General features: G+C 68.5%; 16 protein-coding genes and 5 pseudogenes. 10 read left to right on the forward strand and 11 right to left on the reverse strand.

Features of this window, described 5'->3' with window-relative positions:
- Positions 1 to 82 precede the first annotated feature (82 nt).
- Together BMG07_RS07445 and BMG07_RS44730 are read right to left on the reverse strand one after the other, a co-directional pair.
- The gene (locus BMG07_RS07445) at positions 83 to 1,276 is read right to left on the reverse strand and encodes a phosphoglycerate kinase (RefSeq protein WP_198084015.1); all 1,194 of its coding nucleotides are present in this window, start codon (positions 1,274 to 1,276) and stop codon (positions 83 to 85) included.
- Between the two features lie 91 nt (positions 1,277 to 1,367).
- Positions 1,368 to 2,272, reverse strand: a pseudogene (locus BMG07_RS44730) (LysR substrate-binding domain-containing protein).
- Positions 2,273 to 2,362: 90 nt separating this feature from the next.
- Here BMG07_RS44730 and BMG07_RS07455 point away from each other — a divergent pair.
- From BMG07_RS07455 to BMG07_RS07475, 6 genes and pseudogenes are all read left to right on the forward strand, one after another.
- Entirely contained in the window at positions 2,363 to 2,908 is a 546-nt protein-coding gene (locus BMG07_RS07455) for a VOC family protein (protein ID WP_198084016.1), read from the forward strand.
- On the forward strand, positions 2,901 to 4,022 hold the full coding sequence (locus BMG07_RS07460; protein ID WP_198084017.1) for a S9 family peptidase: 1,122 nt from the start codon (positions 2,901 to 2,903) through the stop codon (positions 4,020 to 4,022). The genes BMG07_RS07455 and BMG07_RS07460 overlap by 8 nt, the downstream gene beginning before the upstream one ends.
- Before the next feature lie 40 nt (positions 4,023 to 4,062).
- Positions 4,063 to 5,711, forward strand: a pseudogene (locus BMG07_RS07465) (FAD-dependent monooxygenase).
- Positions 5,708 to 5,758: pseudogene (locus tag BMG07_RS44735) on the forward strand (hypothetical protein); the annotation flags it as partial. The pseudogenes BMG07_RS07465 and BMG07_RS44735, both read left to right, overlap by 4 nt.
- A gap of 156 nt (positions 5,759 to 5,914) precedes the next feature.
- Positions 5,915 to 6,892 (forward strand): MBL fold metallo-hydrolase, encoded by a 978-nt coding sequence (locus BMG07_RS07470; protein ID WP_269758752.1) that lies wholly within the window; start codon positions 5,915 to 5,917, stop codon positions 6,890 to 6,892.
- Positions 6,893 to 6,935: 43 nt separating this feature from the next.
- Complete coding sequence (locus tag BMG07_RS07475) at positions 6,936 to 7,907, forward strand: tripartite tricarboxylate transporter substrate binding protein (RefSeq protein WP_198084054.1); 972 nt, start codon at positions 6,936 to 6,938, stop codon at positions 7,905 to 7,907.
- Between the two features lie 9 nt (positions 7,908 to 7,916).
- Here BMG07_RS07475 and BMG07_RS07480 read toward each other — a convergent pair whose 3' ends face one another.
- The 5 genes and pseudogenes from BMG07_RS07480 to def all read right to left on the reverse strand — a co-directional run bounded on the left by BMG07_RS07480 (position 7,917) and on the right by def (position 10,977).
- Positions 7,917 to 8,255, reverse strand: a complete 339-nt coding sequence (locus BMG07_RS07480) for an AzlD domain-containing protein (protein WP_198084019.1) — start codon at positions 8,253 to 8,255, stop codon at positions 7,917 to 7,919.
- A complete protein-coding gene (locus BMG07_RS07485; RefSeq protein WP_198084020.1) occupies positions 8,252 to 8,992 on the reverse strand; it encodes an AzlC family ABC transporter permease in 741 nt (246 codons plus the stop codon). Before BMG07_RS07485 ends, BMG07_RS07480 begins: the two co-directional genes overlap by 4 nt.
- Positions 8,992 to 9,938, reverse strand: a pseudogene (gene fmt / locus BMG07_RS07490) (methionyl-tRNA formyltransferase). Before fmt ends, BMG07_RS07485 begins: the two are co-directional and overlap by 1 nt.
- Positions 9,939 to 9,943: 5 nt before the next feature.
- Entirely contained in the window at positions 9,944 to 10,456 is a 513-nt protein-coding gene (locus tag BMG07_RS07495) for a hypothetical protein (protein WP_198084021.1), read from the reverse strand.
- Positions 10,457 to 10,458: 2 nt separating this feature from the next.
- Positions 10,459 to 10,977, reverse strand: coding sequence for a peptide deformylase (gene def, locus BMG07_RS07500; RefSeq protein ID WP_198084022.1), 519 nt, complete (start codon positions 10,975 to 10,977; stop codon positions 10,459 to 10,461).
- Between the two features lie 159 nt (positions 10,978 to 11,136).
- Here def and BMG07_RS07505 point away from each other — a divergent pair, with 159 nt between their 5' ends.
- The 3 genes and pseudogenes from BMG07_RS07505 to BMG07_RS07515 all read left to right on the forward strand — a co-directional run bounded on the left by BMG07_RS07505 (position 11,137) and on the right by BMG07_RS07515 (position 14,094).
- Positions 11,137 to 12,354: a LysM peptidoglycan-binding domain-containing protein gene (locus tag BMG07_RS07505; RefSeq protein ID WP_198084023.1), complete on the forward strand. Its 1,218-nt coding sequence runs from the start codon at positions 11,137 to 11,139 to the stop codon at positions 12,352 to 12,354.
- 30 nt (positions 12,355 to 12,384) lie between these two features.
- Positions 12,385 to 13,541 (forward strand): annotated as a pseudogene (gene dprA / locus BMG07_RS07510) (DNA-processing protein DprA).
- A 34-nt stretch (positions 13,542 to 13,575) separates the two neighbouring features.
- Positions 13,576 to 14,094 (forward strand): DUF494 family protein, encoded by a 519-nt coding sequence (locus tag BMG07_RS07515; protein ID WP_198084024.1) that lies wholly within the window; start codon positions 13,576 to 13,578, stop codon positions 14,092 to 14,094.
- 18 nt (positions 14,095 to 14,112) lie between these two features.
- Here BMG07_RS07515 and BMG07_RS07520 read toward each other — a convergent pair whose 3' ends face one another.
- The 4 genes from BMG07_RS07520 to yajC form a co-directional block, all read right to left on the reverse strand.
- Positions 14,113 to 16,533, reverse strand: a complete 2,421-nt coding sequence (locus BMG07_RS07520; RefSeq protein WP_198084025.1) for a DUF1631 family protein — start codon at positions 16,531 to 16,533, stop codon at positions 14,113 to 14,115.
- Between the two features lie 157 nt (positions 16,534 to 16,690).
- Positions 16,691 to 17,650 (reverse strand): protein translocase subunit SecF, encoded by a 960-nt coding sequence (gene secF / locus BMG07_RS07525; RefSeq protein ID WP_198084026.1) that lies wholly within the window; start codon positions 17,648 to 17,650, stop codon positions 16,691 to 16,693.
- Positions 17,651 to 17,659: 9 nt separating this feature from the next.
- The gene (gene secD / locus BMG07_RS07530; RefSeq protein ID WP_198084027.1) at positions 17,660 to 19,543 is read right to left on the reverse strand and encodes a protein translocase subunit SecD; all 1,884 of its coding nucleotides are present in this window, start codon (positions 19,541 to 19,543) and stop codon (positions 17,660 to 17,662) included.
- Between the two features lie 78 nt (positions 19,544 to 19,621).
- On the reverse strand, positions 19,622 to 19,954 hold the full coding sequence (yajC, locus tag BMG07_RS07535; RefSeq protein WP_198084028.1) for a preprotein translocase subunit YajC: 333 nt from the start codon (positions 19,952 to 19,954) through the stop codon (positions 19,622 to 19,624).
- Between the two features lie 356 nt (positions 19,955 to 20,310).
- Between yajC and BMG07_RS07540 the strand changes: the two genes are divergently transcribed.
- The gene (locus BMG07_RS07540) at positions 20,311 to 21,408 is read left to right on the forward strand and encodes a YhcG family protein (RefSeq protein WP_198084029.1); all 1,098 of its coding nucleotides are present in this window, start codon (positions 20,311 to 20,313) and stop codon (positions 21,406 to 21,408) included.
- Positions 21,409 to 21,411 lie beyond the last annotated feature (3 nt).

Below are 21,411 nucleotides of genomic sequence, written 5' to 3' on the forward strand. Positions count from 1 at the left end.
GTATTCGCTACTGTATACACTTTGTGTGTCTGACGGAAGTCACCCGGACGGGCTTTCGTCACGCCACCCGCCGCGCCGACGGTCAGCCGGCGGCTCGCTTGGCCAGGATTTCGAAGGCCGGCAGGGTCTTGCCTTCCAGCACTTCGAGGAAGGCGCCGCCGCCGGTCGAGATGTAGCCGACCTGCTTTTCGATGCCGTACTTGGCAATGGCGGCCAGCGTGTCGCCGCCGCCGGCGATCGAGAACGCGCTGCTTTCTGCGATGGCTTGCGCGATGGCCTTGGTGCCGCCCGCGAAGGCGTCGAACTCGAACACGCCCACCGGGCCGTTCCAGACGATGGTGCCGGCTTCGCGCAGCTGCGCGGCCAGCTGGGCCGAAGTCTTGGGGCCGATGTCCAGGATCAGGTCGTCGTCGGCCACGTCGCTCGCGTCCTTGACGGTGGCGACCGCGTCGGCTGCGAAGGTCTTGGCCGTGACCACGTCGACCGGGATCGGCACGTCGGCGCCGCGCGCGCGCATGGCCTCGATCACGGCCTTGGCCTGGTCGACCAGGTCGGCCTCGGCCAGCGACTTGCCGATCTTCAGGCCGGCGGCCAGCATGAAGGTGTTGGCGATGCCACCGCCCACGATGAGCTGGTCGACATTGGCCGACAGGCTCTTGAGGATGGTGAGCTTGGTGCTGACCTTGGAGCCCGCCACGATGGCCACCAGCGGCCGCTTGGGCTGGGCCAGCGCCTTGGTGATGGCGTCGATCTCGGCCGCCAGCAGCGGGCCGGCCGCGGCGATCTTGGCGAACTGGGCGATGCCGTAGGTGGTGGCTTCGGCGCGGTGGGCGGTGCCGAAGGCGTCGTTCACGTAGATGTCGGTGAGCGCGGCCAGCTTGCGGGCCAGCGCCTCGTCGTTCTTCTTCTCGCCCTTGTTGACGCGGCAGTTCTCCAGCAGCACGACCTGGCCGGGCTTGACGTCGACGCCGTCGACCCAGTTGGCCACCAGCGGCACTTCACGGCCGAGCAGCTCGCCCAGGCGCTTGGCCACGGGGGCCAGCGAGTCTTCGGGCTTGAACTCGCCTTCGGTCGGGCGGCCCAGGTGCGAGGTGACCATCACGGCCGCGCCGGCGTCCAGCGCCAGCTGGATGCACGGCACCGAGGCGCGCACGCGCGTGTCTTCGGTGATGTTGCCGGCGTCGTCCTGCGGCACGTTGAGGTCGGCACGGATGAAGACGCGCTGGCCGGCGGCTTTGCCCTGTGCGCAGAGGTCGGTGAATCGAATGACGTTCATGGATCTGGAGGAGGTGGAAGACGGGTCGGCCTGCATTGTAGGTTTCGCCCCGCCGCCGCCCTGTGCGCCTGATGCCGCGCACCGATGCTTTTCAGGCCTTTTGCCGCGCCTGGGCGAACTGCCCGAGGATCTCCACGAAGCCCGCGGCCGCCGGCGAGAGACCGCGCCGCGCGGCGGTGTAGACGCAGACCTCGCGGTGGAAGTCGGGCGATTCGAGCCGCACCATCCGCAGCCCGTGGGCGCGCACCAGCGGCGCCGAATAGGTCGGGCACACCGTGAGCCCGAGCCCCGAGGCCACCATGCCGAGCGCCGTGGTCATGTACGACACCTCCTGGGTGGCGGGGCGCAGCATGTAGTCGCACTCGGCCGGGGCCAGCTCGGGCAGCACGCGCTGGCGGAAGTCGCGCGTGGGGGCGATGAAGGTGTAGGGGCCGAGCTCGTGCCAGCGCACCTTGCGGCGGTCGGCAAAGGCGTGCCCGGGCGGCAGATCAGCCAATGGCGGTCGCGGAACAGCGTGCGGCGCTCGATGGCGCCGTCGACCATCACGTCCTGCCCCACGGCCAGCTCGACGTCGCCGGCCATGACGCCCGCCAGCAGGTTCTCGGGCAGCGTGTCGGCCAGGCGCACGTCGACGCCCGGGTACTTCTCGCGGTACAGCGCAATCACGCGCGGCATCAGCGTGCAGGCCATGAGCTGCGGCGCCGCAAGCCGCAACAAGCCTTTCTTCTTGTCACGCAAGTCGGTCACGCCGGCCACCGCGCTCGTGAGGTCGCCGAGCAGACGGTGCACCGACGGCAAGAACTCGCGCCCGGCTTCGGACACCTGCACGCTGCGGGTGTTGCGGTCGAGCAGCTGCACGCCCATTTCGCGTTCGAGCTCGCGCACCAGCACGCTGAGCGCCGACTGCGTGAGGTGCAGCTGCTGCGCCGCGGCGGTGAAGCTGCCGCTCTCGGCCACGGCGGCGAAGGCGCGCAACTGGCGCAGGGTGAGGTTCATATATATGGTTATTTCATCAATCGATGAATTAATTTCGATTGCATCATAGACCCGGCATCGCCCAATACCGGCTCACCGGAGACACGCGCCATGCCGACACCCCCACCACCGCCCGTGCGCGGGCTGCACCACTTCGCCTGGCGCTGCCGCGACAGCGAGGAAACCCGCCGCTTCTACGAAGACCTGCTGGGCCTGCCGCTGGCCCACGTCATCAAGAGCGACCACGTGCCGAGCACGGGCGAGTACTGCCCCTACGTGCACATCTTTTTCCAGATGCGCGACGGTTCGTACATCGCCTTCTTCGACCTGGGCGACGACGTGGCCGCGCTGCCCTCGCCCAACACGCCCTCGTGGGTGAACCACATCGCGCTGCGCGTCGATTCGGTGGCCGACCTGCTCGCCGCCAAGGCCCGGCTCGAAGGCGCGGGCGTCGAGGTGCTGGGCGTGACCGACCACCACATCATCGAGTCGATCTACTTCTTCGACCCCAACGGCATTCGCGTGGAGCTGACCACGCCGACCGTGCCGCAGGCCGAGATGGACGCGCACGCACTGCGCGCCCGCGCCGACCTCGACGCGTGGACCGTGCGCAAGGCACAGCTTCGCGCCACCGCGAAAGGCGCGCCGAATGTCTGAGCTGCAACTCGCCGTCATCGACGTGAAGCCCGGCGCCGCCATGGAAAGCCAGTCGGGCCTGCAGCTGCTGCGCCCCCGCATCTACGGCGCGTTTCGCGCGCCGCCGGGGCCGAAGAAGGTGGCCGCCATCGTGATGCACCCGACCAGCAACTTCATGGGCCACTACCTGATCGGCCCGCTGGCCGAGCGCGGCATCTGCTGCATGGGGCTGAACTCGCGCTTCGTGGGCAACGACACGGTGCTGCTGATGGAGCGCGCCATTCAGGACCTGGGCGCCGGCGTGCAGTACCTGCGCGCGGCGGGCTACGAGAAGGTGTTCCTGGTCGGCAACTCGGGCGGCGCCGCGCTCTCGGCCTTCTACCAGGCGCAGGCCGAGCAGCTCACGGCCACGCACCTGCCCGACGGCGACCCGACGCACCTGCACGCCAGCGACCTGCCGCCCGCGGACGGCCTGGCACTGTGCGCCGCGCACCTGGGCCGCACGCGGCTCATGCGCGACTGGATCGACCCCTCGGTCACCGACGAGCACGACCCGCTCTCGGTGGACCCCGAGCTCGACATGTACGACGCGCGCCACCGCGTGCCCTACGAGCGCGACTTTCTCGCGCGCTTCAGCGCCGCGCAGAAGGCGCGGCTGGACCGCATCGAGCAGTGGGCCGTCGACCGGCTCGCGCTGCTGCGAAGCACGCCGGGCGCGCCGCGCGACCAGGCCTTCGTGGTCTACCGCACGCATGCCGATCCGCGCTGCGTCGACCTGTCGCTCGACGCGAACGCGCGCCTGCCGGGCAGCGTGTGGGGCGACGCGCGGCAGGTGAACTATTCGGCCAACGCCATGGGCCGCACCACCTCGCTGACCGCGTTCCTCTCGCAGTGGTCGTCGCGCTCGCAGGCCGACGGGCCGACCAACCTCGCGCGCACCACGGTGCCCAAGCTGCTGCTGACCTACACGGGCGACCAGTCGACCTTTCCGAGCACGCGCGATGCGTGGATGGCGGCGGGCGGATCGCGCATCCGCAATGTCGACATCGTCGGCGGCAACCACTACCTCGCGGGGCAGCCCGAACTGATTCCGAAGGCAGCGGACGCGATCGCCGAATTCGCGCACGCGCTGTAGTCCTTCGCTGCAACCCCTCGCTGTCGCCCTTCACAGAGCCATGGAAAACTTTGCATTCGCGCCGGCCTACGAGCTGCCGAGCTGGCCCTTCACGCCGCCCCCCGAACTGAACAGCACGCACGTCGTGCGCCACCCGATCGTGATCGTCGGCGCCGGGCCCTCGGGCCTGACGCTGGCCTGCGACCTCGCGCAGCGCGGCGTGCATGCCGTGCTGCTCGACGAGGACGACACCGTCGGCGTGCGCGGCGCGTCGTCGCGCGGCATCTGCTACGCGCAGAAGAGCCTGGAGATCTTCGAGCGCCTGGGCATCTACGAGCGCATCGCGGCCAAGGGCATCACCTGGTCGTTCGGGCGCACCTTCTCGGGCGAGCAGGAGGTCTACAACTTCAACCTGCAGGCCCACAGCGTCTCCAGGCAGCCGCCGTTCATCAACCTGCAGCAGTTCTACATCGAGTGGTTCCTGGTCGAGCGCATCCTCGAACTGGGCCTGACCGACGTGCGCTGGAAGAGCCGCGTGACGCGCGTCGAGCACCTGGCCGACGGCGCACGGCTGCACATCGAGACGCCCGCCGGCAGCTACACCCTGGAGGCCGACCGGCTGATCGACGCGACCGGCGCCAACAGCCCGATCCGCACGCAGCTGGGCATCGAGGCGCATTCGTCGCGCAGCACCGACCGCTGGTGCATCAGCGACGTGCGCTTCAAGAAGCCGCTGCCGACCGAGCGCTGGACCTGGGTCGACGCACCGTTCAACGAAGGCCGCGGCGTGTGGCAGCACCTGATGGCCGACGGCGTGTGGCGCATCGACTACCAGATGCCGGAAGACTGCGACACCGCCCGCATCAGCCAGCCCGAAGTGGCGGGCGCGCGGCTGCGCGAGCAGCTGGGGCCGGACGTGGAATTCGAGTTCGTGTGGATCGGGCCGTATGGCTACCGCGACCACCTGCTCGACAGCTTCCGACACGGCCGCGTGTTCTTCATCGGCGACGCGGCGCACGTGGTGAGCCCGTTCGGCGCGCGCGGCGGCAACAGCGGCATCCAGGACGCGGCCAACCTCGGCTGGAAGCTCGCGCTGGTCGCGCAAGGCCAGGCGGGCGATGCGCTGCTCGACAGCTACGACGCGGAGCGCCAACCGGCCGCGCGGCAGAACCTGCAGGTGACGAGCCGCTCGGCGCGCTTTCTGGCGCCGCGCTCGCCGGCGGAGCACACGCTGCGGCGCGCCGTGGTGGCGCTGGCCGCGCGCCATCCGTTCGCGCGGGCGCTGGTGAACACCGGGCGCATGTCGGTCGCGAACGACTACCCGCCCGCACCCGCGCTGCCCGAAGGCGGGCGCACCGTGCAGAACCTGCCGCTGCGCTGGGCCGACGGCCGCGAGACGACGCTGATGCAGCTGCTGTCCGAAGGCACGCAATGCATCGGCCTGTGGTTCGCGCCGACACGCGCGCAAGCCAGCGCGGCGCTCGACGCCGTCGCCTCGCTCCCGCTGCGCCTGCTGGCCGTGGGCGGCGACAGCGGCCTGCCCACGCTGCAGGCCGACGACAGGCTCGCAAGCCACCTCGGCATCGAAGGCGCGGGCGCTTCGCGCTGGTGCGGCCCGACGCCTACCGCGCGGCCGTGCTGGCGAACGCCACGCCACAAGCCATCGCATCCGCATTGCGCACCGCCCTCGCCCACAACACCGCCCCATGAACACCGAGCCCCGCATCCCCGACCCCGACGGCTTCTACGCCGCCCTGCTCGCCGCGCACGAAGGCCTGAGCGAATCGCACAGCGCCGACCTCACGCCCGCCTCGTGCTGCTGCTGGCCAACCAGTGCGCCGACCAGGGCGTGCTGCTTGCCTGCATCCGCGCGGCAGCCGAAGCCTGAGAAACACAACGACACCGCACGCCCCATGACCACGACCGTTTCCTTCGCCTCCGCGTCCGACACCCGCGAGCAGAAGCCCCAGCTGCGCGAACTCGCGCCCGACGTCTACGGCTACATCAGCGACTTCGACCCCAACTGCGGCTTCGTCGTCGGCGACGCGCAGGTGGTGCTGATCGACACGCGCCCCACGCCGCGCATGGCGCGCGACTTTCTCGCGGCCATCCGCACGGTGACCGACAAGCCGATCAAGACCATCGTGCTCACGCACTACCACGCGGTGCGCGTGATGGGCGCGAGCGCCTTCGACGAGGTCGAACAGGTCATCGCGAGCAACGGCACGCTCGACTGGATCCGCACGCGCGGCCAGGCCGACTTCGACTCCGAGGTGGGCCGCTTCCCGCGCCTGTTCGCGGGCGTGGAAGAAATTCCGGGCCTCACTTTTCCCACCATGAGCTTCCAGGGCCAGATGAGCCTGTGGCTCGGCCCGCGCCCGGGCACCGGCCGCGAACTGCGGCTGATGGCGCTGGGCCGCGGCCACTCGAGCGGCGACACCGTGGCCTGGCTGCCCGACTGCGGCGTGCTGTTCTCGGGCGACGTGGTCGAGAACCACTGCGGCGTGTACGCGGGCGACGCCTACATCGGCGACTGGGCCGGCACGCTCGACGCGGTGCGCGCGCTGAACCCGCACGTGCTGGTGCCGGGGCGCGGCGCGGTGCTGCGGGACGAGGCCGCATGCGCCGAAGCCATCGGCCTCACCAAGGCCTTTCTTTCGACGCTGCTCGACAGCGTGAAGGCCGGCATCGCGGCCGGCGACACGCTGCGCGGCTGCTTCGCGCGCGCCGAGGCGGCGATGACGCCGCGCTTCGGCCACTGGCCCGTGTTCCAGCACGTGCTGCCCTTCGATGTGTCGCGCGCCTATGACGAGCTGCGCGGCATCGAACACCCGGTCGTGTGGACCGCCGAGCGCGACCGCGAGCTCTGGCAGGTCTTGCGCGGCGAATGAGCTGAACCGATTTCAAAACAAGCAACGGAGACAACCGACGATGATGAAACGCTTCCTTCCCCTGCTGGCCTCGGCACTCGCGCTGGCCACGTCCCTGGTGTCGGCGCAGCCGGCCGCCTACCCGAGCCAGCCGGTCAAGTGGATCGTGCCCTACGCGGCCGGCGGCGGCACCGACAACCTCGCGCGCTCGCTGGCCGAAGCCATGCAGCCGTCGCTGGGGCAGCCGCTCATCATCGACAACCGGCCCGGCGCCTCGACCAACATCGGCGTGTCCGTGATGATGCAGGCCAAGCCCGACGGCTACACCGTCATGCAGGCCGAGAACGCGGCGCTGCTGTTCAACGAGCACATGTTCGTGAAGCTGCCGTACAAGCCCGCGAGCGACTTCACCTACATCGGCGCCATCGGCCGCTTCCCGGTGGCGCTGGTGGTGCACCCCGACTTTCCCGCCAAGACCGTGGCGGAGTTCGTGCGCTACGTGAAGGCCAACCCCGACAAGGTGAGCTACGCGTCGCCCGGCAACGGTTCGCCGCACCACATGGCGATGGAGCTCTTCAAGCAGAAGGCGGGCCTGACGATCACGCACGTGCCGTACAAGGGCGCCGCGCCCGCCATGACCGACGTGATGGGCGGGCAGGTGCCGGTGATGATGCTGGACTTGGCCTCGGGCCTGCCGATCATCCGCTCGGGCAAGGTGCGGGTGCTGGCCATCGCATTGCCGCAGCGCGCCACCGCGCTGCCCGAGGTGCCGACCTTCGTGGAGACCGGCTTTCCCGACGTCAACGCCTACGCCTTCCACGGCCTGATCGGCCCGGCCGGCATGCCGCCCGAAGCGGTGGCGCGGCTCAATGCCGAGCTGCACAAGGCGATGAAGGCGCCGAAGGTGGTGAAGCTGTTCGCGGACTTCGGCTTCGAGGCGCTTCCCGGCACGCCGCAAGACTTCTACAAGCTCTCGCGCGCCGAGAGCGAGCGCTGGGGCCAGATCATCAAGACGGCCGGCGTGAAGCTGGACTGAAGGCCCGCGCTACCAGCCCAGGCCCAGGTGCAGCGGCAGGTACACCGCCATGCCCGCGAGCATGGTGCCGAGCACGCCGCGGCGCCAGTAGTAGTACGCCGCGCCCACGACCGCCGCATACAGGCGGGCGTCGTGCAGCGTGGTGATCAGGTGGCCCTGGGTCATGACGATCTCGGGCGCGATCACGCCCGCGAGCGCGGCGGCCGGCGCGTAGTGCAGCGCGCGGTGCGCCCACTCGGGCAGGCCCCAGGGGCGGTCGAGAATGAAGAAGAAGCAGCGCGTGAGCACGGTGACGAGCGCGAGCCCGACGATCACGCCCAGCGTCCAGAGGTCGGTGGTGCCGCTCACTTGTCGTCCTCCGCCGTGGGGTCGAGCCCGAACTGCTTTTCGAGCCAGAAGCACAGCAGCACCGCCACGCCGATGGCGACCACGATGTTGAGCTTCAGCGGCAGCGCGTAGGCGGCCACGGCGGTGGCGCCGGCAATGAGCGCGGCCAGCACGCGCAGCCGCGTCGTCGCCATCGAGCAGACGATGGCCACCAGGCTCAGCACGCCCGCGAAGCCCAGGCCCCAGCTCTGCGGAATGAAGTTGGCGAGCGCGATGCCCAGCAGGCTCATGCCCATCCACGCGCACCAGGTCACGAAGTAGTTGCCGGTGAGGTAGGCCTCTTGCGACTCCTGCTCGGCAATGGTCAGCGGCGGTTGGGGGTACTGCCTGGTGAAGAGCGCGTAGCTCATGTCGGCCGTGAGGTAGCCGTGCAGCATGCGGCGCCAGCGCGGCATGTGCATGAGGTAGGGGCGCAGGTGCAGGCTGAACACCACGAAGCGCAGGTTCACGCAGAAGCCCGTGGCCAGGATCACCCAGGCCGGCGCGCCCGCGAACAGCAGCGGAATGGCCGCGAGCTGCGAGCTGCCCGCGTAGACCAGCAAGGTCATGGCGACGGCCTCGATCACGCTCATGTCCGACTTGACCATGGCCACGCCGGTCATGAGGCCCCAGGCGCCGATGCCCAGCGCCACGGAAGACATGTCGCGCACGCCGGTCCGGAATTCGGGGCGGCTGCGAATGGCGGTCGATAAGAACATCAGCCGAACACCTGCCCGGGCTTCAGGTCGAAGCCGCGCAGGAAATCGGCCACGGCAAGGCGCTTGCCTCCCGCGCGCTGGAGTTCGGTGACGGTGACGGCCGTCGAAGCGGCGGCGGCCACGGTGACGCCTTCGTCGGACACGGACAGCAGGGTGCCCGGCTCGGCCACGGCCTGCGCGGGCCCGGCTTGCGCGGCCCACAACTTGATGGTCTCGCCGTCGAGCGGGCTGTTGCGCCCGGGAACGGGTCGAAGGCGCGGATGCGGCGCACGATGGCGTCGGCCGGCTGGGCCCAGTCGATCAGCGCCTCGTGCTTCTCGACCTTGTGGGCGTAGGTGATGCCTTCGGCGGGCTGCGGCGTGCGGGTCAGCGCGCCGAGGCCGGCCAGCGCCTGGACGATCATGCGGCCGCCCAGTTCGGCCAGCCGGTCGTGCAGGCGCGCGGTGCTGTCGTTGCCGATGTCGATCGACTCGCGCAGCAGCATGTCGCCGGTGTCCAGGCCCGCGTCCATCTGCATGATGGTGATGCCGGTCTGCGTGTCGCCGGCCTCGATGGCGCGGTGAATGGGCGCGGCGCCGCGCCAGCGCGGCAGCAGGCTCGCGTGGATGTTGAGGCAGCCGTGCGCCGGCAGGTCGAGCACCCACTGCGGCAGGATCAGGCCGTAGGCGGCGACCACCATCACGTCGGGCCTTGCCGCGAGCAGGGTGTCGCGCGCGGCGGAAGCTTCGTCGGGGTACTTGCCGTCCAGGCGCAGGCTGCGCGGCTGGGCCACGGGCCAGTCGTTGGCCACGGCGCACTGCTTGACGGGCGAGGCCTGCAGCTTCATGCCACGGCCGGCGGGGCGGTCGGGCTGGCTCATCACCAGCACGATGTCATGGCCAGCGGCGGCAATGGCCTCCAGGGCGACGCGAGCGAACTCGGGCGTGCCCGCGAAAACGACGCGCAGCCGGCTCAATCGCGGATCCGATCGAGCTCGAGATCGTCCCCCGTGTGATAGCGCCGGACCACGCCGGTCGGATCGATGTAGATGTACAGCATGCGGCGCTCGTTCACGGCCTTGTAGCGCCAGGTCCAGACGGCACCGTCGAAGGAGCTGACGCGCGAAATTTCATAGGGGCGGCCGTAGAAGGCCATGACGTCGTTCTGGCGCCACTGGTCGACCTTGATGTCCTGGCCAAAGCGCGCCTCGTTGAGCACCTGCGTCACCGAGACGACCTTGCCGGCGGCATCGACGTCGATGTCCGTCACCTCGAAGCCGGCGGGCATGCGCGAGTACTGCAGCCGCTCGCCGCCGCCGTTGAGCGGGTAGCGACCCGTGGGCGCGCCCAGGCGCTGCAGCGTTTCGGCGGCGGAGGCGCCGGGTTGCACGCGCGTGGGCTCGTTGGCACAGCCGGCCAGCCCGAGGGCGGCGACCGCGAAGACCGCCAGGGCGGCAAGGGTGCGGTGGCCGCGCTCGGTGGTCATGTTCAGGCCCGTTCCCGCAGCTCTTCGCGCTGCAGCTTGAGCAGCTTGCTCTTGATGCGGTTGCGCTTCAGGGGGGACAGGTATTCGACGAACACCTTGCCCAGCAGGTGGTCGAGCTCGTGCTGGATGCACACCGCCAGCAGGCCTTCGGCCTCGATGGTGCGCGATTCGCCGTTCTCGTCGAGCGCCTGCACCTTGACCGAGGTCGAGCGCATCACGCCGTCATAGATGCCGGGCACCGACAGGCAGCCTTCTTCGTTGAGCACGCGCTCGTCGCTGGCCCAGGTGATTTCGGGGTTGATGAGCACGATGGGCTCGTTGCGCTCCTCGGACACGTCGATGACGACGAGGCGCTCGTGCACGTCGACCTGGGTGGCCGCCAGGCCGATGCCGTTGGCGTCGTACATGGTCTCCAGCATGTCGGCCACCAGGGCCTTGATGCGCGCGTCGACGCCTTGCACCGGCTTGGCCACCGTGTGCAAGCGCTTGTCCGGGTAACTCAGAATGATTCGTTTGGCCATGAAATCGGGGGGAAGTTGTGGCTATTTTCGCCAATTCCGCGACGCGACGGGCCGCTTACGGCCGAAAACGTTGCCCTGCCAAGGGGTTCAGCGCAGAATTCGTAGCAAATTGTGAGATTCGTATGCGCAGCGATACGTCGCGTGCTCACCCATCCAGACATGAAAAAGCTCAGATCCACTGAACGCCAGCGCTCCCCCTTTCTTGCCACGCTGACCGCCCTGGCGGTGCTCGGCAGTTGCGGCGCCACGACGGCTTGGGCTCAAAACTACCCGGTCACGCCGCAGCAACGCGCCACCGCCCAGCAGACGGCCCAGGCCGGCGTGCCGCTGAGCGAGCTGTCGCCCAAGGCGCCCGACGAGTACACCGTCAAGCCCGGCGACACGCTGTGGGCCATCTCCCGCCTGTACCTGCTGCGCCCCTGGCGCTGGCCGGAGTTGTGGGGCATGAACATCAACGAGATCGCGAACCCGCACCGCATCTACCCCGGCCAGGTGCTCTACCTGGACAAGAGCGGCGGCCGCGCCCGCCTGACCACCCGCCGCGGCGGCTTCAGCGGCGACGGCGGCACCATCAAGCTGTCGCCGCGCACCCGCTTCGACTCGCTGGCCGGCATGGCGCTGCCCACGCTGAACCCGAGCATCATCGAGCCCTTCCTGAGCGAGCCCATCGTGGTCGATGCCGGCACGCTCGACGCCGCGCCGCGCATCGTGGCCGGCAACGACAACCGCGTGCTGCTGTCGCGCGGCGACCGTGCCTATGCCCGCGGCAACGCCGGCACGCCGCTGGTCGAGGCGCCCGGCCCGGTGCAGAGCTTTCGCATCTTCCGCAACGCCACGCCGCTGAAAGACCCGGGCACGGGCGAAATCCTCGGCTACGAGGCGCAGTACCTGGGCAAGGCCCAGCTGCAGCGCGGCGAGTCGACCACCATCGAGACGGTCGAGGACAAGGACGTCATCACGGTGGTGCCCGCGACCATCGACATCGTGGCTTCGCGCGAGGAAATGCGCGCCGGCGACCGCCTGCTGCCCGAGCCGCCGCGCCAGCTGCTGAGCTACGCGCCGCGCGCGCCGTCGACGCAGATCGACGGGCGCATCATCTCGGTCTACGGCAATGCGGTGCAGTTCGCGGCGCAGAACCAGGTGGTGGCCATCAACAAGGGCACGCGCGACGGCATCGACAGCGGCCATGTGCTGGCCATCCTGAAGAACGGCGAGACCATCCTCGACCGCACCGGCACGCGCAAGGAAACCATCAAGCTGCCGAACGAACGCATCGGCCTTTTGATGGTGTTCCGCACTTTCGAGAAAGTGTCCTACGCGCTGGTGCTCGAAATCAACGACACTCCGCGCGCCGGCGATTTCCTCGTCAATCCCTGACCTGCGGTTCCGGCTCTCTCGCACATTCGTTTGGAACGCGCCGAACTCGCAGGCTGGCTGCGACTTTCACTGACGCCGGGCATCGGCGATGGCACCGCACGCCGCCTGCTTGCGGCCTTTGGCCTGCCCGAGCGCGTTTTTGCGCAGCCGGCGCACGCGCTGCGTGAGGTCGTCTCGCTCGCACAGACCGAGGCGCTCCAGCAGCCGCCCGCCAACCTCCAGGCCCAGCTCGACCAGACCTGGCAATGGCTGCACGGCCACGACAACGGCGCCTCGCGCCGGCTCGTGACGCTCGGCGATGCCGGCTACCCGGCCTCGCTGCTCGAAATGGCCGACCCGCCGCTGATGCTCTACGTGCTGGCGCCGCCGACTACGACCTGACGCAGCTCGGCCAGAGCATCGCGGTGGTGGGCAGCCGCAACCCGACGCCGCAGGGCGCCACCAACGCGCGCAGCTTCGCGCGGGCGCTGGGCGAGGCGGGCCTGCCGGTGGTGTCGGGGCTGGCGCTGGGCGTCGACGGCGCGGCGCACCAGGGCGCGCTCGACGCGGCCGGCGATGCGCCGCGGCTTGCAACGGTGGCCGTGGTCGGCACCGGGCTCGACCGCGTGTACCCGGCGCGGCACCGCGACCTTGCGCACCGCATCACGCTGCAGGGCCTGATCGTGAGCGAGCTGCCGCTGGGCACGCCGCCGCTCACGCAGAATTTTCCCAAGCGCAACCGGCTGATCGCCGGGCTGGCGCGCGGCACGCTGGTGGTCGAGGCGGCGTTGCAGTCGGGCTCGCTGATCACCGCGCGGCTCACGTCGGAGCAGGGCAAGGAAGTGTTCGCGATCCCGGGCTCGATCCACTCGCCGCAATCGCGCGGCTGCCATGCGCTGATCCGCCAGGGCGCCAAGCTGGTGGAGTCGGTCAACGACATCCTTGAAGAGCTGCCGCCGCTGCGCACCAATGGCGCGGCCGCCGGTGCGTCGTCCGCATCGACCGCGGAGCGCGAAACAGACGAGGCCTCGTCCCCAGAAGAACCGCTGCTGGAGGCCCTCGGCTTCGATCCGGTCAGCCTCGACGCGCTGAGCGCGCGCACCGGCTGGAGCGCCGGGGCGCTGCAGGCCAAGCTGCTCGAGCTCGAGCTGGACGGCCATATCTCACGGCTGCCAGGCGGACTCTTTCAACGAATGGCATCGACCTGACCCGGGTTGCACAAACGTGGGCTATATTGGGCTCATGTTCGAAGTACTTGTTTTTGTCTACGAGAACTACTGGCGCGGCGATGCATGCCCCGAACCCGAACAGCTGGGCCGCAAGCTCAGCGCGCACGGCTTCGAGGCAGACGAAATCCGCGAAGCCCTTCACTGGCTCGACGGCCTGAGCCTTGCAACGCAAGGCATGCAGATCGAGCACGACGCCGATGACGCGGCCACCGCCACCGTCACCCTGCGCGCGCCCCCCGAACCCGCCCTGCCCCAATCGGACGACGCCATGCGCGTCTACTCGCAAGCCGAGCAGGACCACCTGGGCGCCGAGTGCCTGGGCTTCATCCGCTTTCTTGAATCGTCGAACGTGCTGCCCGGCGACATGCGCGAAATCGTGGTCGAGCGCGCCATGGCCGCGCCGGGCGATCCGGTCGCGCTCGACGAGCTGAAGATCATCGTGCTGATGGTGCACTGGAGCACAGGCATCGAGCCCGATGCGCTGGTGCTCGACGAACTGTGCGAGAGCCGCGAAGGCCGCACGGCCCACTAACTAGCCTGCGCTGGCTAGCTAGTTCAGCAGCCGCTCGGGGTTGGCGTCCAGCTTGGCCAGCGCCTCGCGCGTGGCGCGCACCGTGAGCGTTTCTTCCTCGGCCGGCACCAGCAGACCGGCCTGCAGGTAGGTCGCCAGCCGCCCGGCCTGGATCAGGAAGCTGCGGCCGTCCGACGAAGCGAACAGGTGCAGCTGCTTGCGGTCGCTGCGCCACACGAACTGCACCTGGCTCACGCGGTCGTTGTGGTCGAGCATGAACCAGTTGCCCACCTGCAACTCGTGCGCCCAGGCCAGCATGTCCTCGGGCACCTTGGCGCCGGCGGCGTCGGGAATGACTTCGATGGAGGCGGCGTCCACGCCCAGCAGCAGTTCGATGCTGTGGGCATCCAGCGGCAGGTCGGACGAACCGCTCACGTCGGTCACGAAGTCTTCCAGGTGCGTGAGCCGTTCGGCCATGGCCTCGATCTTGGCCTGCGGGATCGCTTCGGTCTTCGACAGGAAGGCGTCGGACAAGGTGGCGCCGATGATCTTGATGTGCGCTTCCTGCGGCTCGTCGACGATGCCCAGCAGGGCCATGCCCTGGCGCAGGCGCTGCAGCAGTTGCGGCAGGTCCTGGATGACGCGCGCGCGGTCGGTGCGGTTGGGCTTGGCGCTCGCGGCCCACACCAGCTCGGAGGCCACGCGCTTGAGCATGACGGTCTGCTCGCCCTGCGCGCCGTAGCGCAGCGCGGCAATGGCCAGCACCTCGGCCCAGATCTTGAAGAGGAACTCGCGGATCTCGTCGCGCACCGGCATGTCGTTGAGCATCTTGCGCAACTCGATGGTGTACTGGATCGCCATCGTTTCCTTCTGCTCGACCTGCTGCGCCACGCTCATCACGCGCTGCGTGGTGTCGCTCTGCGTCAGGTAGCGGTTGAGGAAGGCAACGAACTCGTCGAACACCAGCTTGAACACGCGCTGGCCGGTTTCGGGGTACTGCTCGATCACCTGCACCACGCGGCGGATCTCGCCTTCGAGCGCGCTGCCGGTGATGGCCGCGGCGTCGAAGCCCATCACGCATGAGCCCATGCGGTCGATCAGCATGCGCGCGGGGTGCTGCAGGGTGCCGAAGAACTCGGGCTCGGCGATGGCCACGCGCAGCACCGGCATCTGCAGGCGCGCAAACCACACGCGCGCCGAAAAAGGAATGCGCTCCTCTGCCAGGATGGCCTGGAACATCAGCGCGACGATCTCGACCGTGGCCTTGTCGGCGGTGGTCGGGGCGCGCTTCTTGAGTTCGGCCGTGCGCTTGCGCAGGTCGACCGCGGTCTGCTGCATCAGCGTGGCCTGCTCGCCGGCGCCGTCCATGAACTGCGTTGCAGCCATGCGGTAGGCCACCTCGGCGTCGGCGATGGCGCCGGCGAAGGTGCGCGAGAACACGCGCGGCGCCCCCGTGCCGCCGCCCGGATTGCCGCTGCCGGCACCACCACCGCCGCCGGTTGCGCGGCCTTCCGCGCCCACGGCCTGGTTCTGCCCGTTGCCGCCGCCCGCGTCGCCGCCGATGCGCGCGGTCACGAAACGCTTGAGGCTCAGCAGCGCGGTCTGCGCGCGCTGCCGCGCAATCATCAGGGGCGAGCCGCCCGTGGTCGACGACGAAGGCACGACCGTCGAGGGCGCCGAGCCCTGCTGCGAACCGTCGAAGCCGAAGCCGGGCCGCTGCGCGCTGTGGGGGCCGCCGGCCATGCTGCTGTCGCGGGCCATCGACCCGCTCGGCGAGGTGGTCGGGCCGCCCTGCGCGCCGCCACCCGCGTTGCCGGTGCGCCGCACAAAGCTCTTGAGATCGATTTCCTGCATCACGCCGTTGGCGACGAGGAAGACGTTGGCGTTCTGGTAGGCCTTGACGACCACGTCGACCAGCGCCTGCTGCACGGTGTCCTGCACCCGGGTCCACATGCCGCGGCTCAGGCCGGCGGCCAGCCACTGCTCGACCAGCAGCTTGGCCAGCGTCTCGGGCTTGAGCACGTCCCGGGCGTCCAGTTCGGTGCTGCCTTCCAGGTGCTGGATGCGCAGGCGCAGGTCGCTCAGCTCGAAGCTGGCCTTGTCGTGGATCACCTGCGCCAGGCGCGACGAAAGAATGTTGCTCTCGACCTCCTCGTCGCCGATGAGCTCCAGGCGCAGCGCCGAAGACGTGGCGGCCGCGCTGCCGCCCGAGCCCACCAGCGCCTTGCGCCAGCCGGTCTGCGCGAGCGACACCCATTGCGTGCCCTGCCCCTGGAACGCCACGAAGTCGTCGCGGTGCTCCTGCATGGCGCGGGCGTTGCCGGCCTCGGAGGCCACGGCGGTCAGCCGGTCCCGGATGGCCCGGGCCAGCGGCGCGATCGCACCTTCCGTGGCCAGCACGAAACGCTCACGCGTCTCGCGAGCGAGCTGCAGGGAAGAAGCGGACCGCGCAATGCTCATTGAAAAGTCGAAAGGGCCAGGGTGGTTGGTTCGTCAGCAACAACCGCGAGCTTGCATCGGGATGCGTCGCCGCACAAGTGTGGAGAGTGCCCGGCGTTGCATGGGAACCGCGGTGCGGCCCTTGCCGCCACCGCTTGGTTCCAACCTGAAGTATCCGTCAGACGACGGCGCCCGCGTTCGGATCGTCCTCGGATTCTCCGTCGCGCTTGGGCGGGCCGCCCTTGATGAGGTCCTCGCGCTTCACACCCAGCCACATCGCGATGGCGGCGGCCACGAAGCAGGAAGAATAAATGCCGAAACAGATGCCGATGGTCAGGGCCAACGCAAAGTAATGCAAAGTCGGACCGCCGAAGAAGAACATCGACAGCACCACGAGCTGCGTGGAACCGTGGGTGATGATCGTGCGGCTGATGGTCGAGGTGATCGCGTTGTCGATGACTTCGCTGGTGGACTGCTTTCGATAGCGGCGGAAGTTCTCGCGAACCCGGTCGAAGATGACCACCGACTCGTTCACCGAATACCCCAGCACCGCCAGCACCGCCGCCAGCACCGCCAGCGAGAACTCCCACTGGAAGAAGGCGAAGAAGCCCAGGATGATCACCACGTCGTGCAGGTTGGCCAGCACGGTAGCCAGCGCAAACTTCCACTCGAAGCGGAACGCCAGGTAGATCATGATGCCGACGACCACCATGGCCAGGGCCTTGATGCCGTTGGTGGTGAGCTCGTCGCCGACCTGCGGGCCGACGACCTCGATGCCGCGCTGCGTGGCCGACGGGTCGACCGACTTCAGCGCCTGCATGACCTGCGCGCTCTGCTGGTCGGAGCTCATGCCCTTCTGGGCCGGCAGGCGGATCTGCACGTCGCGCGAGGTGCCGTAGTTCTGCACCTGCACTTCGGGGTAGCCGAGCTTGGTGACGGCGTCGCGCACCTTGCCGATGTCGGCCGACTGTTCGTAGGCCACCTCCATCACCGTGCCGCCCGTGAACTCCACCGACAGGTGGAGCCCGCGATGGAACAGGAAGAACACCGCCAGCGCGAAGGTGACGAAGGAGACGATGTTCAGCACCAACGCGTGGCGCATGAACGGGATGGTCTTGTGGATGCGGAAGAATTCCATGGCTGCCTCTTACTTCGTTTCAGCCACAGCCACGCCGTCGCCCTTGGGCCGCCAGACCGTGCCGATCGACACCGTCTTGAGCTTCTTCTTCTGGCCGTACCAGAAGTTCACGAGGCCGCGCGAGAAGAACACGGCCGAGAACATCGAGGTGACGATGCCGATGCAGTGCACCACCGCGAAGCCGCGCACCGGGCCCGAACCGAAGGCCAGCAGCGCGACGCCCGCGATCAGCGTGGTCACGTTGGAGTCGAGAATCGTGCCCCAGGCGCGCTCGTAGCCCGCGTGGATGGCCGCCTGCGGCGACGCCCCGTTGCGCAGTTCTTCGCGCACGCGCTCGTTGATCAGCACGTTGGAGTCGATGGCCACGCCGATGGCCAGCGCCATGGCCGCGATGCCGGGCAGCGTGAGCGTGGCCTGCAGCATCGAGAGAATGGCGACCAGCAGCATCAGGTTGACGGCCAGCGCGATCGAGGAGAACAGGCCGAACAGTGCGTAGTACGCGCACATGAAGACCATGATCGCCAGGAAGCCGTACATCACGCTCTTGAAGCCTTTTTCGATGTTGTCAGCGCCCAGCGTCGGGCCGATGGTGCGTTCCTGGATGATTTCCATCGGCGCGGCCAGCGAGCCGGCGCGCAGCAGCAGTGCCAGGTCGTTGGCTTCGACCACGGTCATGGAGCCCGAAACCTGGAAGCGGTTGCCGAGTTCGCCGTTGATCGACGGGGCCGTGAGCACTTCGCCCTTGCCCTTCTCGAAGATCAGCATGGCCATGCGCTTCTTGTAGTTCTCGCGGCTGACGTCGCGCATGATGCGCCCGCCCTTGGCGTCCATGGTCAGGTCGACCTTGGGCTGGTTGCTCTGCTGGTCGAAGCCGGGCTGCGCGTCGGTGAGGTTCTCGCCGGTGACGAGCACCTGCTTCTTCACGATCACGGGGCGGCCCTGGCGGTCGAGGAATTTCTCGGAACCGAAGGGCACGGGGCCGCCGCTCAGTTCGGCCGAGCGGCCTTCGGCGCTTTCGTCCACCATGCGCATTTCGAGCGTGGCAGTGCGGCCCAGGATTTCCTTGGCCTTGGCGGTGTCCTGCACGCCGGGCAGTTGCACGACGATGCGGTCCAGGCCCTGCTGCTGGATCACGGGTTCGGCCACGCCGAGTTCGTTGATCCGGTTGTGCAGCGTGGTGATGTTCTGCTTGAGCGCCGCGTCCTGCAGGCGGCGGGCCGCCTCGGGCTTGATGGTGGCCGTGAGGCGCCAGTTGCCGCCGTCCTGGCTGTCGGTGGTGCTCAGGTCGGTGAACTGGTCTTGAATGATGCGCTTGGCCGCCTCGAGCGAGTCGGCGTCGCGGAAGGTCACCTCGACGGTCTGGCCGTTGCGGCTGACCGAGGTGCCGCGGATGCTCTTGTCGCGGAAGGCGCTGCGCAGGTCGCTGGCGAAGGTTTCGGCCTTCTTGTCGATCGCGCCCTTCATGTCCACCTGCAGCAGGAAGTCGACGCCGCCGCGCAGGTCCAGGCCCAGGTACATCGGGAAGGCGTGCAGCGAGGTCAGCCACTTGGGCGAACGCGACACCAGGTTCAGCGCCACCGTGTACGGCGGGTCGTTCGCGTCGGGCACCAACGCATGCTGCAGGACGTCGCGCGCCTTGAGCTGGTCGTCGGTGGTGCCGAAGCGGGCGCGCAGCGAGGTGGCGTCCAGGGTGATCAGGTCGGGCGTGAGGCCGGCAGCCTTGAGCGCCTCCTCGACCCGGGTCTGGGTGGCGGCGTCGACCTTGACGACCGTCTTGGCGGCCGACACCTGCACGGCAGGCGCCTCGCCGAAGAAATTGGGCAGGGCGTAGATGAGCCCCACGAGCAACACGATCACGATGATCGTGTATTTCCAGACCGGGTAACGGTTCATGTGAAAGCGCTTTTCAGAAACGGAACACGGCGTGACTTGGGGCCCTGCGCCGCAAAGCGCAAGGTTCAGCTCACGCTTTTATTTGACGGCGCCCTTGGGCAGGACCTGCACCACGGCACTGCGCTGGATCTTGATCTCGACGCCGTTGGCGATTTCCAGGCCCAGGTACTGGTCGCCGATCGAGGTGATCTTGCCGAGCACGCCGCCGGCGGTGGCGACTTCGTCGCCCTTGGCCAGCGCTTCGATCATGGCGCGCGCTTCTTTCTGGCGCTTCATTTGCGGGCGGATCATGACGAAATACAGCACCACGAACATCAGCACCAGAGGCAGCATGCTGCCGAGCGAGGACAACATGTCACCGCCGCCGGCTGCAGCGGGCGCGGTCTGGGCGAAAGCAGAGGAAATGAACAAGAGAGTCTCCAGCAGAGGGAAGAGAAAACGAGAGGAAGGCGGGCCGGTCCCGCCACTCCTCATGGCTTCGCGGCCACGATGGGGATAGGGCCGCAAGTCAAAGCTCGGCGGGGCTTGGCCGCGCACAGCACCGGGCATTGTATTCGGCGCGGGTGACGGCTCCACGCGCTTATCCGGCGGGGTGGGGAGGGCTTTCGCGGATTCGGCGACCGCCTCTGTTGCTACGTTTTTTATAGCGATCGTGCAACTATTGCCGACATGGGGACTGTTTTGCCTCGCCCCAGACTTGCCCGTGCCGGCGCGGCGAAGCCTCGCCAGAGAATTTCTCCCGCAGAACAAATCACGCAGGGAGTCCGATGAACAAGCCCAACAGCACAAACCGGGGCGGCGCGCCGTCCGCCGTCGCCCGCAAGGGGGCGGCCTCGTCCGAGCCGCTTCTGGCCGAGCTGAGACAACTCATAGAGCAGGCACGGCAATCGGCCGCCGCCGCCGTGAACGCCGGATTGACGCTGATGTACTGGCGCATCGGCCAGCGCATCCGCACCGAGGTGCTTGGCGGGCAACGGGCGGGCTACGGCGAGGAGATCGTGGCCTCCTTGTCGCGACAGTTGGCGGCCGACTACGGCCGCGGCTTCGAGGAGAAGAACCTGCGCCGCATGATGCAGTTCGCCGAGGTGTTTCCGTCCGAAGAGATTGTCGTATCGCTGATACGACAATTGAGCTGGACCCACTTTCTCGTCCTGCTGCCGGTCAGGGACGCACTGGCCCGCGACTTTTATGCACAGATGTGCCAGCTCGAGGCCTGGAGCGTGCGCACGCTGCGCGAACGCGTGAACTCGCTGCTCTACGAGCGCACCGCGCTGTCGCACCGGCCCGAAGCGGCGATCCGGCAGGAACTCGGCGGGCTGAACCGCCCGCACCTGACCGAAGCGGCGGTGCTGCTCAAGGACCCGTATGTCCTCGACTTTCTGGGCCTGCAGGATCGCCACCTGGAAAAAGACCTCGAAGACGCCATCCTGCGCGAACTCGAAGCCTTTTTGCTCGAACTCGGCGCCGGGTTCAGCTTTGTGGCGCGGCAACGGCGCATCCAGCTGGACGGCGACGACTTCTACATCGACCTGCTCTTCTACAACCGCAAGCTGCGCCGCCTCGTGGTCATCGAACTGAAGCTCGGTGAATTCCGCGCCGAATACAAGGGACAGATGGAGCTCTACCTGCGCTGGCTGGCGCGGCATGACCAGGAACCGGGCGACGCGCCTCCGATGGGCATCATCCTGTGCACCGGCAAGAAGCAGGAGCAGATCGAGCTGCTGGAGCTGGACAAGTCAGGCATTCATGTCGCGGAATATCTGACGGTGCTGCCACCGCGCGAGGTGTTCGAGCGAAAAATCCATGAAGCGCTGCAGTCGGCCCGGGCACGGCTGCAAAGCCGGCCCGGGGCCTCGACTGACTGACTG

The organism is Variovorax sp. E3 (assembly GCF_016082275.1).
Lineage (GTDB): Bacteria > Pseudomonadota > Gammaproteobacteria > Burkholderiales > Burkholderiaceae_C > Variovorax.

Excerpts from the sequence above, each read along its gene's own strand:
- BMG07_RS07475 (WP_198084054.1), top strand. The coding sequence starts at position 6,936 with ATGAAACGCTTCCTTCCCCTGCTGGCCTCGGCACTCGCGCTGGCCACG.
- BMG07_RS07460 (WP_198084017.1), top strand. The coding sequence starts at position 2,901 with ATGTCTGAGCTGCAACTCGCCGTCATCGACGTGAAGCCCGGCGCCGCC.
- BMG07_RS07485 (WP_198084020.1), bottom strand. The coding sequence starts at position 8,992 with ATGTTCTTATCGACCGCCATTCGCAGCCGCCCCGAATTCCGGACCGGC.
- BMG07_RS07455 (WP_198084016.1), top strand. The coding sequence starts at position 2,363 with ATGCCGACACCCCCACCACCGCCCGTGCGCGGGCTGCACCACTTCGCC.
- BMG07_RS07445 (WP_198084015.1), bottom strand. The coding sequence starts at position 1,276 with ATGAACGTCATTCGATTCACCGACCTCTGCGCACAGGGCAAAGCCGCC.
- def (WP_198084022.1), bottom strand. The coding sequence starts at position 10,977 with ATGGCCAAACGAATCATTCTGAGTTACCCGGACAAGCGCTTGCACACG.
- BMG07_RS07520 (WP_198084025.1), bottom strand. The coding sequence starts at position 16,533 with ATGAGCATTGCGCGGTCCGCTTCTTCCCTGCAGCTCGCTCGCGAGACG.
- BMG07_RS07505 (WP_198084023.1), top strand. The coding sequence starts at position 11,137 with ATGAAAAAGCTCAGATCCACTGAACGCCAGCGCTCCCCCTTTCTTGCC.
- secF (WP_198084026.1), bottom strand. The coding sequence starts at position 17,650 with ATGGAATTCTTCCGCATCCACAAGACCATCCCGTTCATGCGCCACGCG.
- BMG07_RS07495 (WP_198084021.1), bottom strand. The coding sequence starts at position 10,456 with ATGACCACCGAGCGCGGCCACCGCACCCTTGCCGCCCTGGCGGTCTTC.
- BMG07_RS07470 (WP_269758752.1), top strand. The coding sequence starts at position 5,915 with ATGACCACGACCGTTTCCTTCGCCTCCGCGTCCGACACCCGCGAGCAG.
- BMG07_RS07540 (WP_198084029.1), top strand. The coding sequence starts at position 20,311 with ATGAACAAGCCCAACAGCACAAACCGGGGCGGCGCGCCGTCCGCCGTC.
- BMG07_RS07515 (WP_198084024.1), top strand. The coding sequence starts at position 13,576 with ATGTTCGAAGTACTTGTTTTTGTCTACGAGAACTACTGGCGCGGCGAT.
- secD (WP_198084027.1), bottom strand. The coding sequence starts at position 19,543 with ATGAACCGTTACCCGGTCTGGAAATACACGATCATCGTGATCGTGTTG.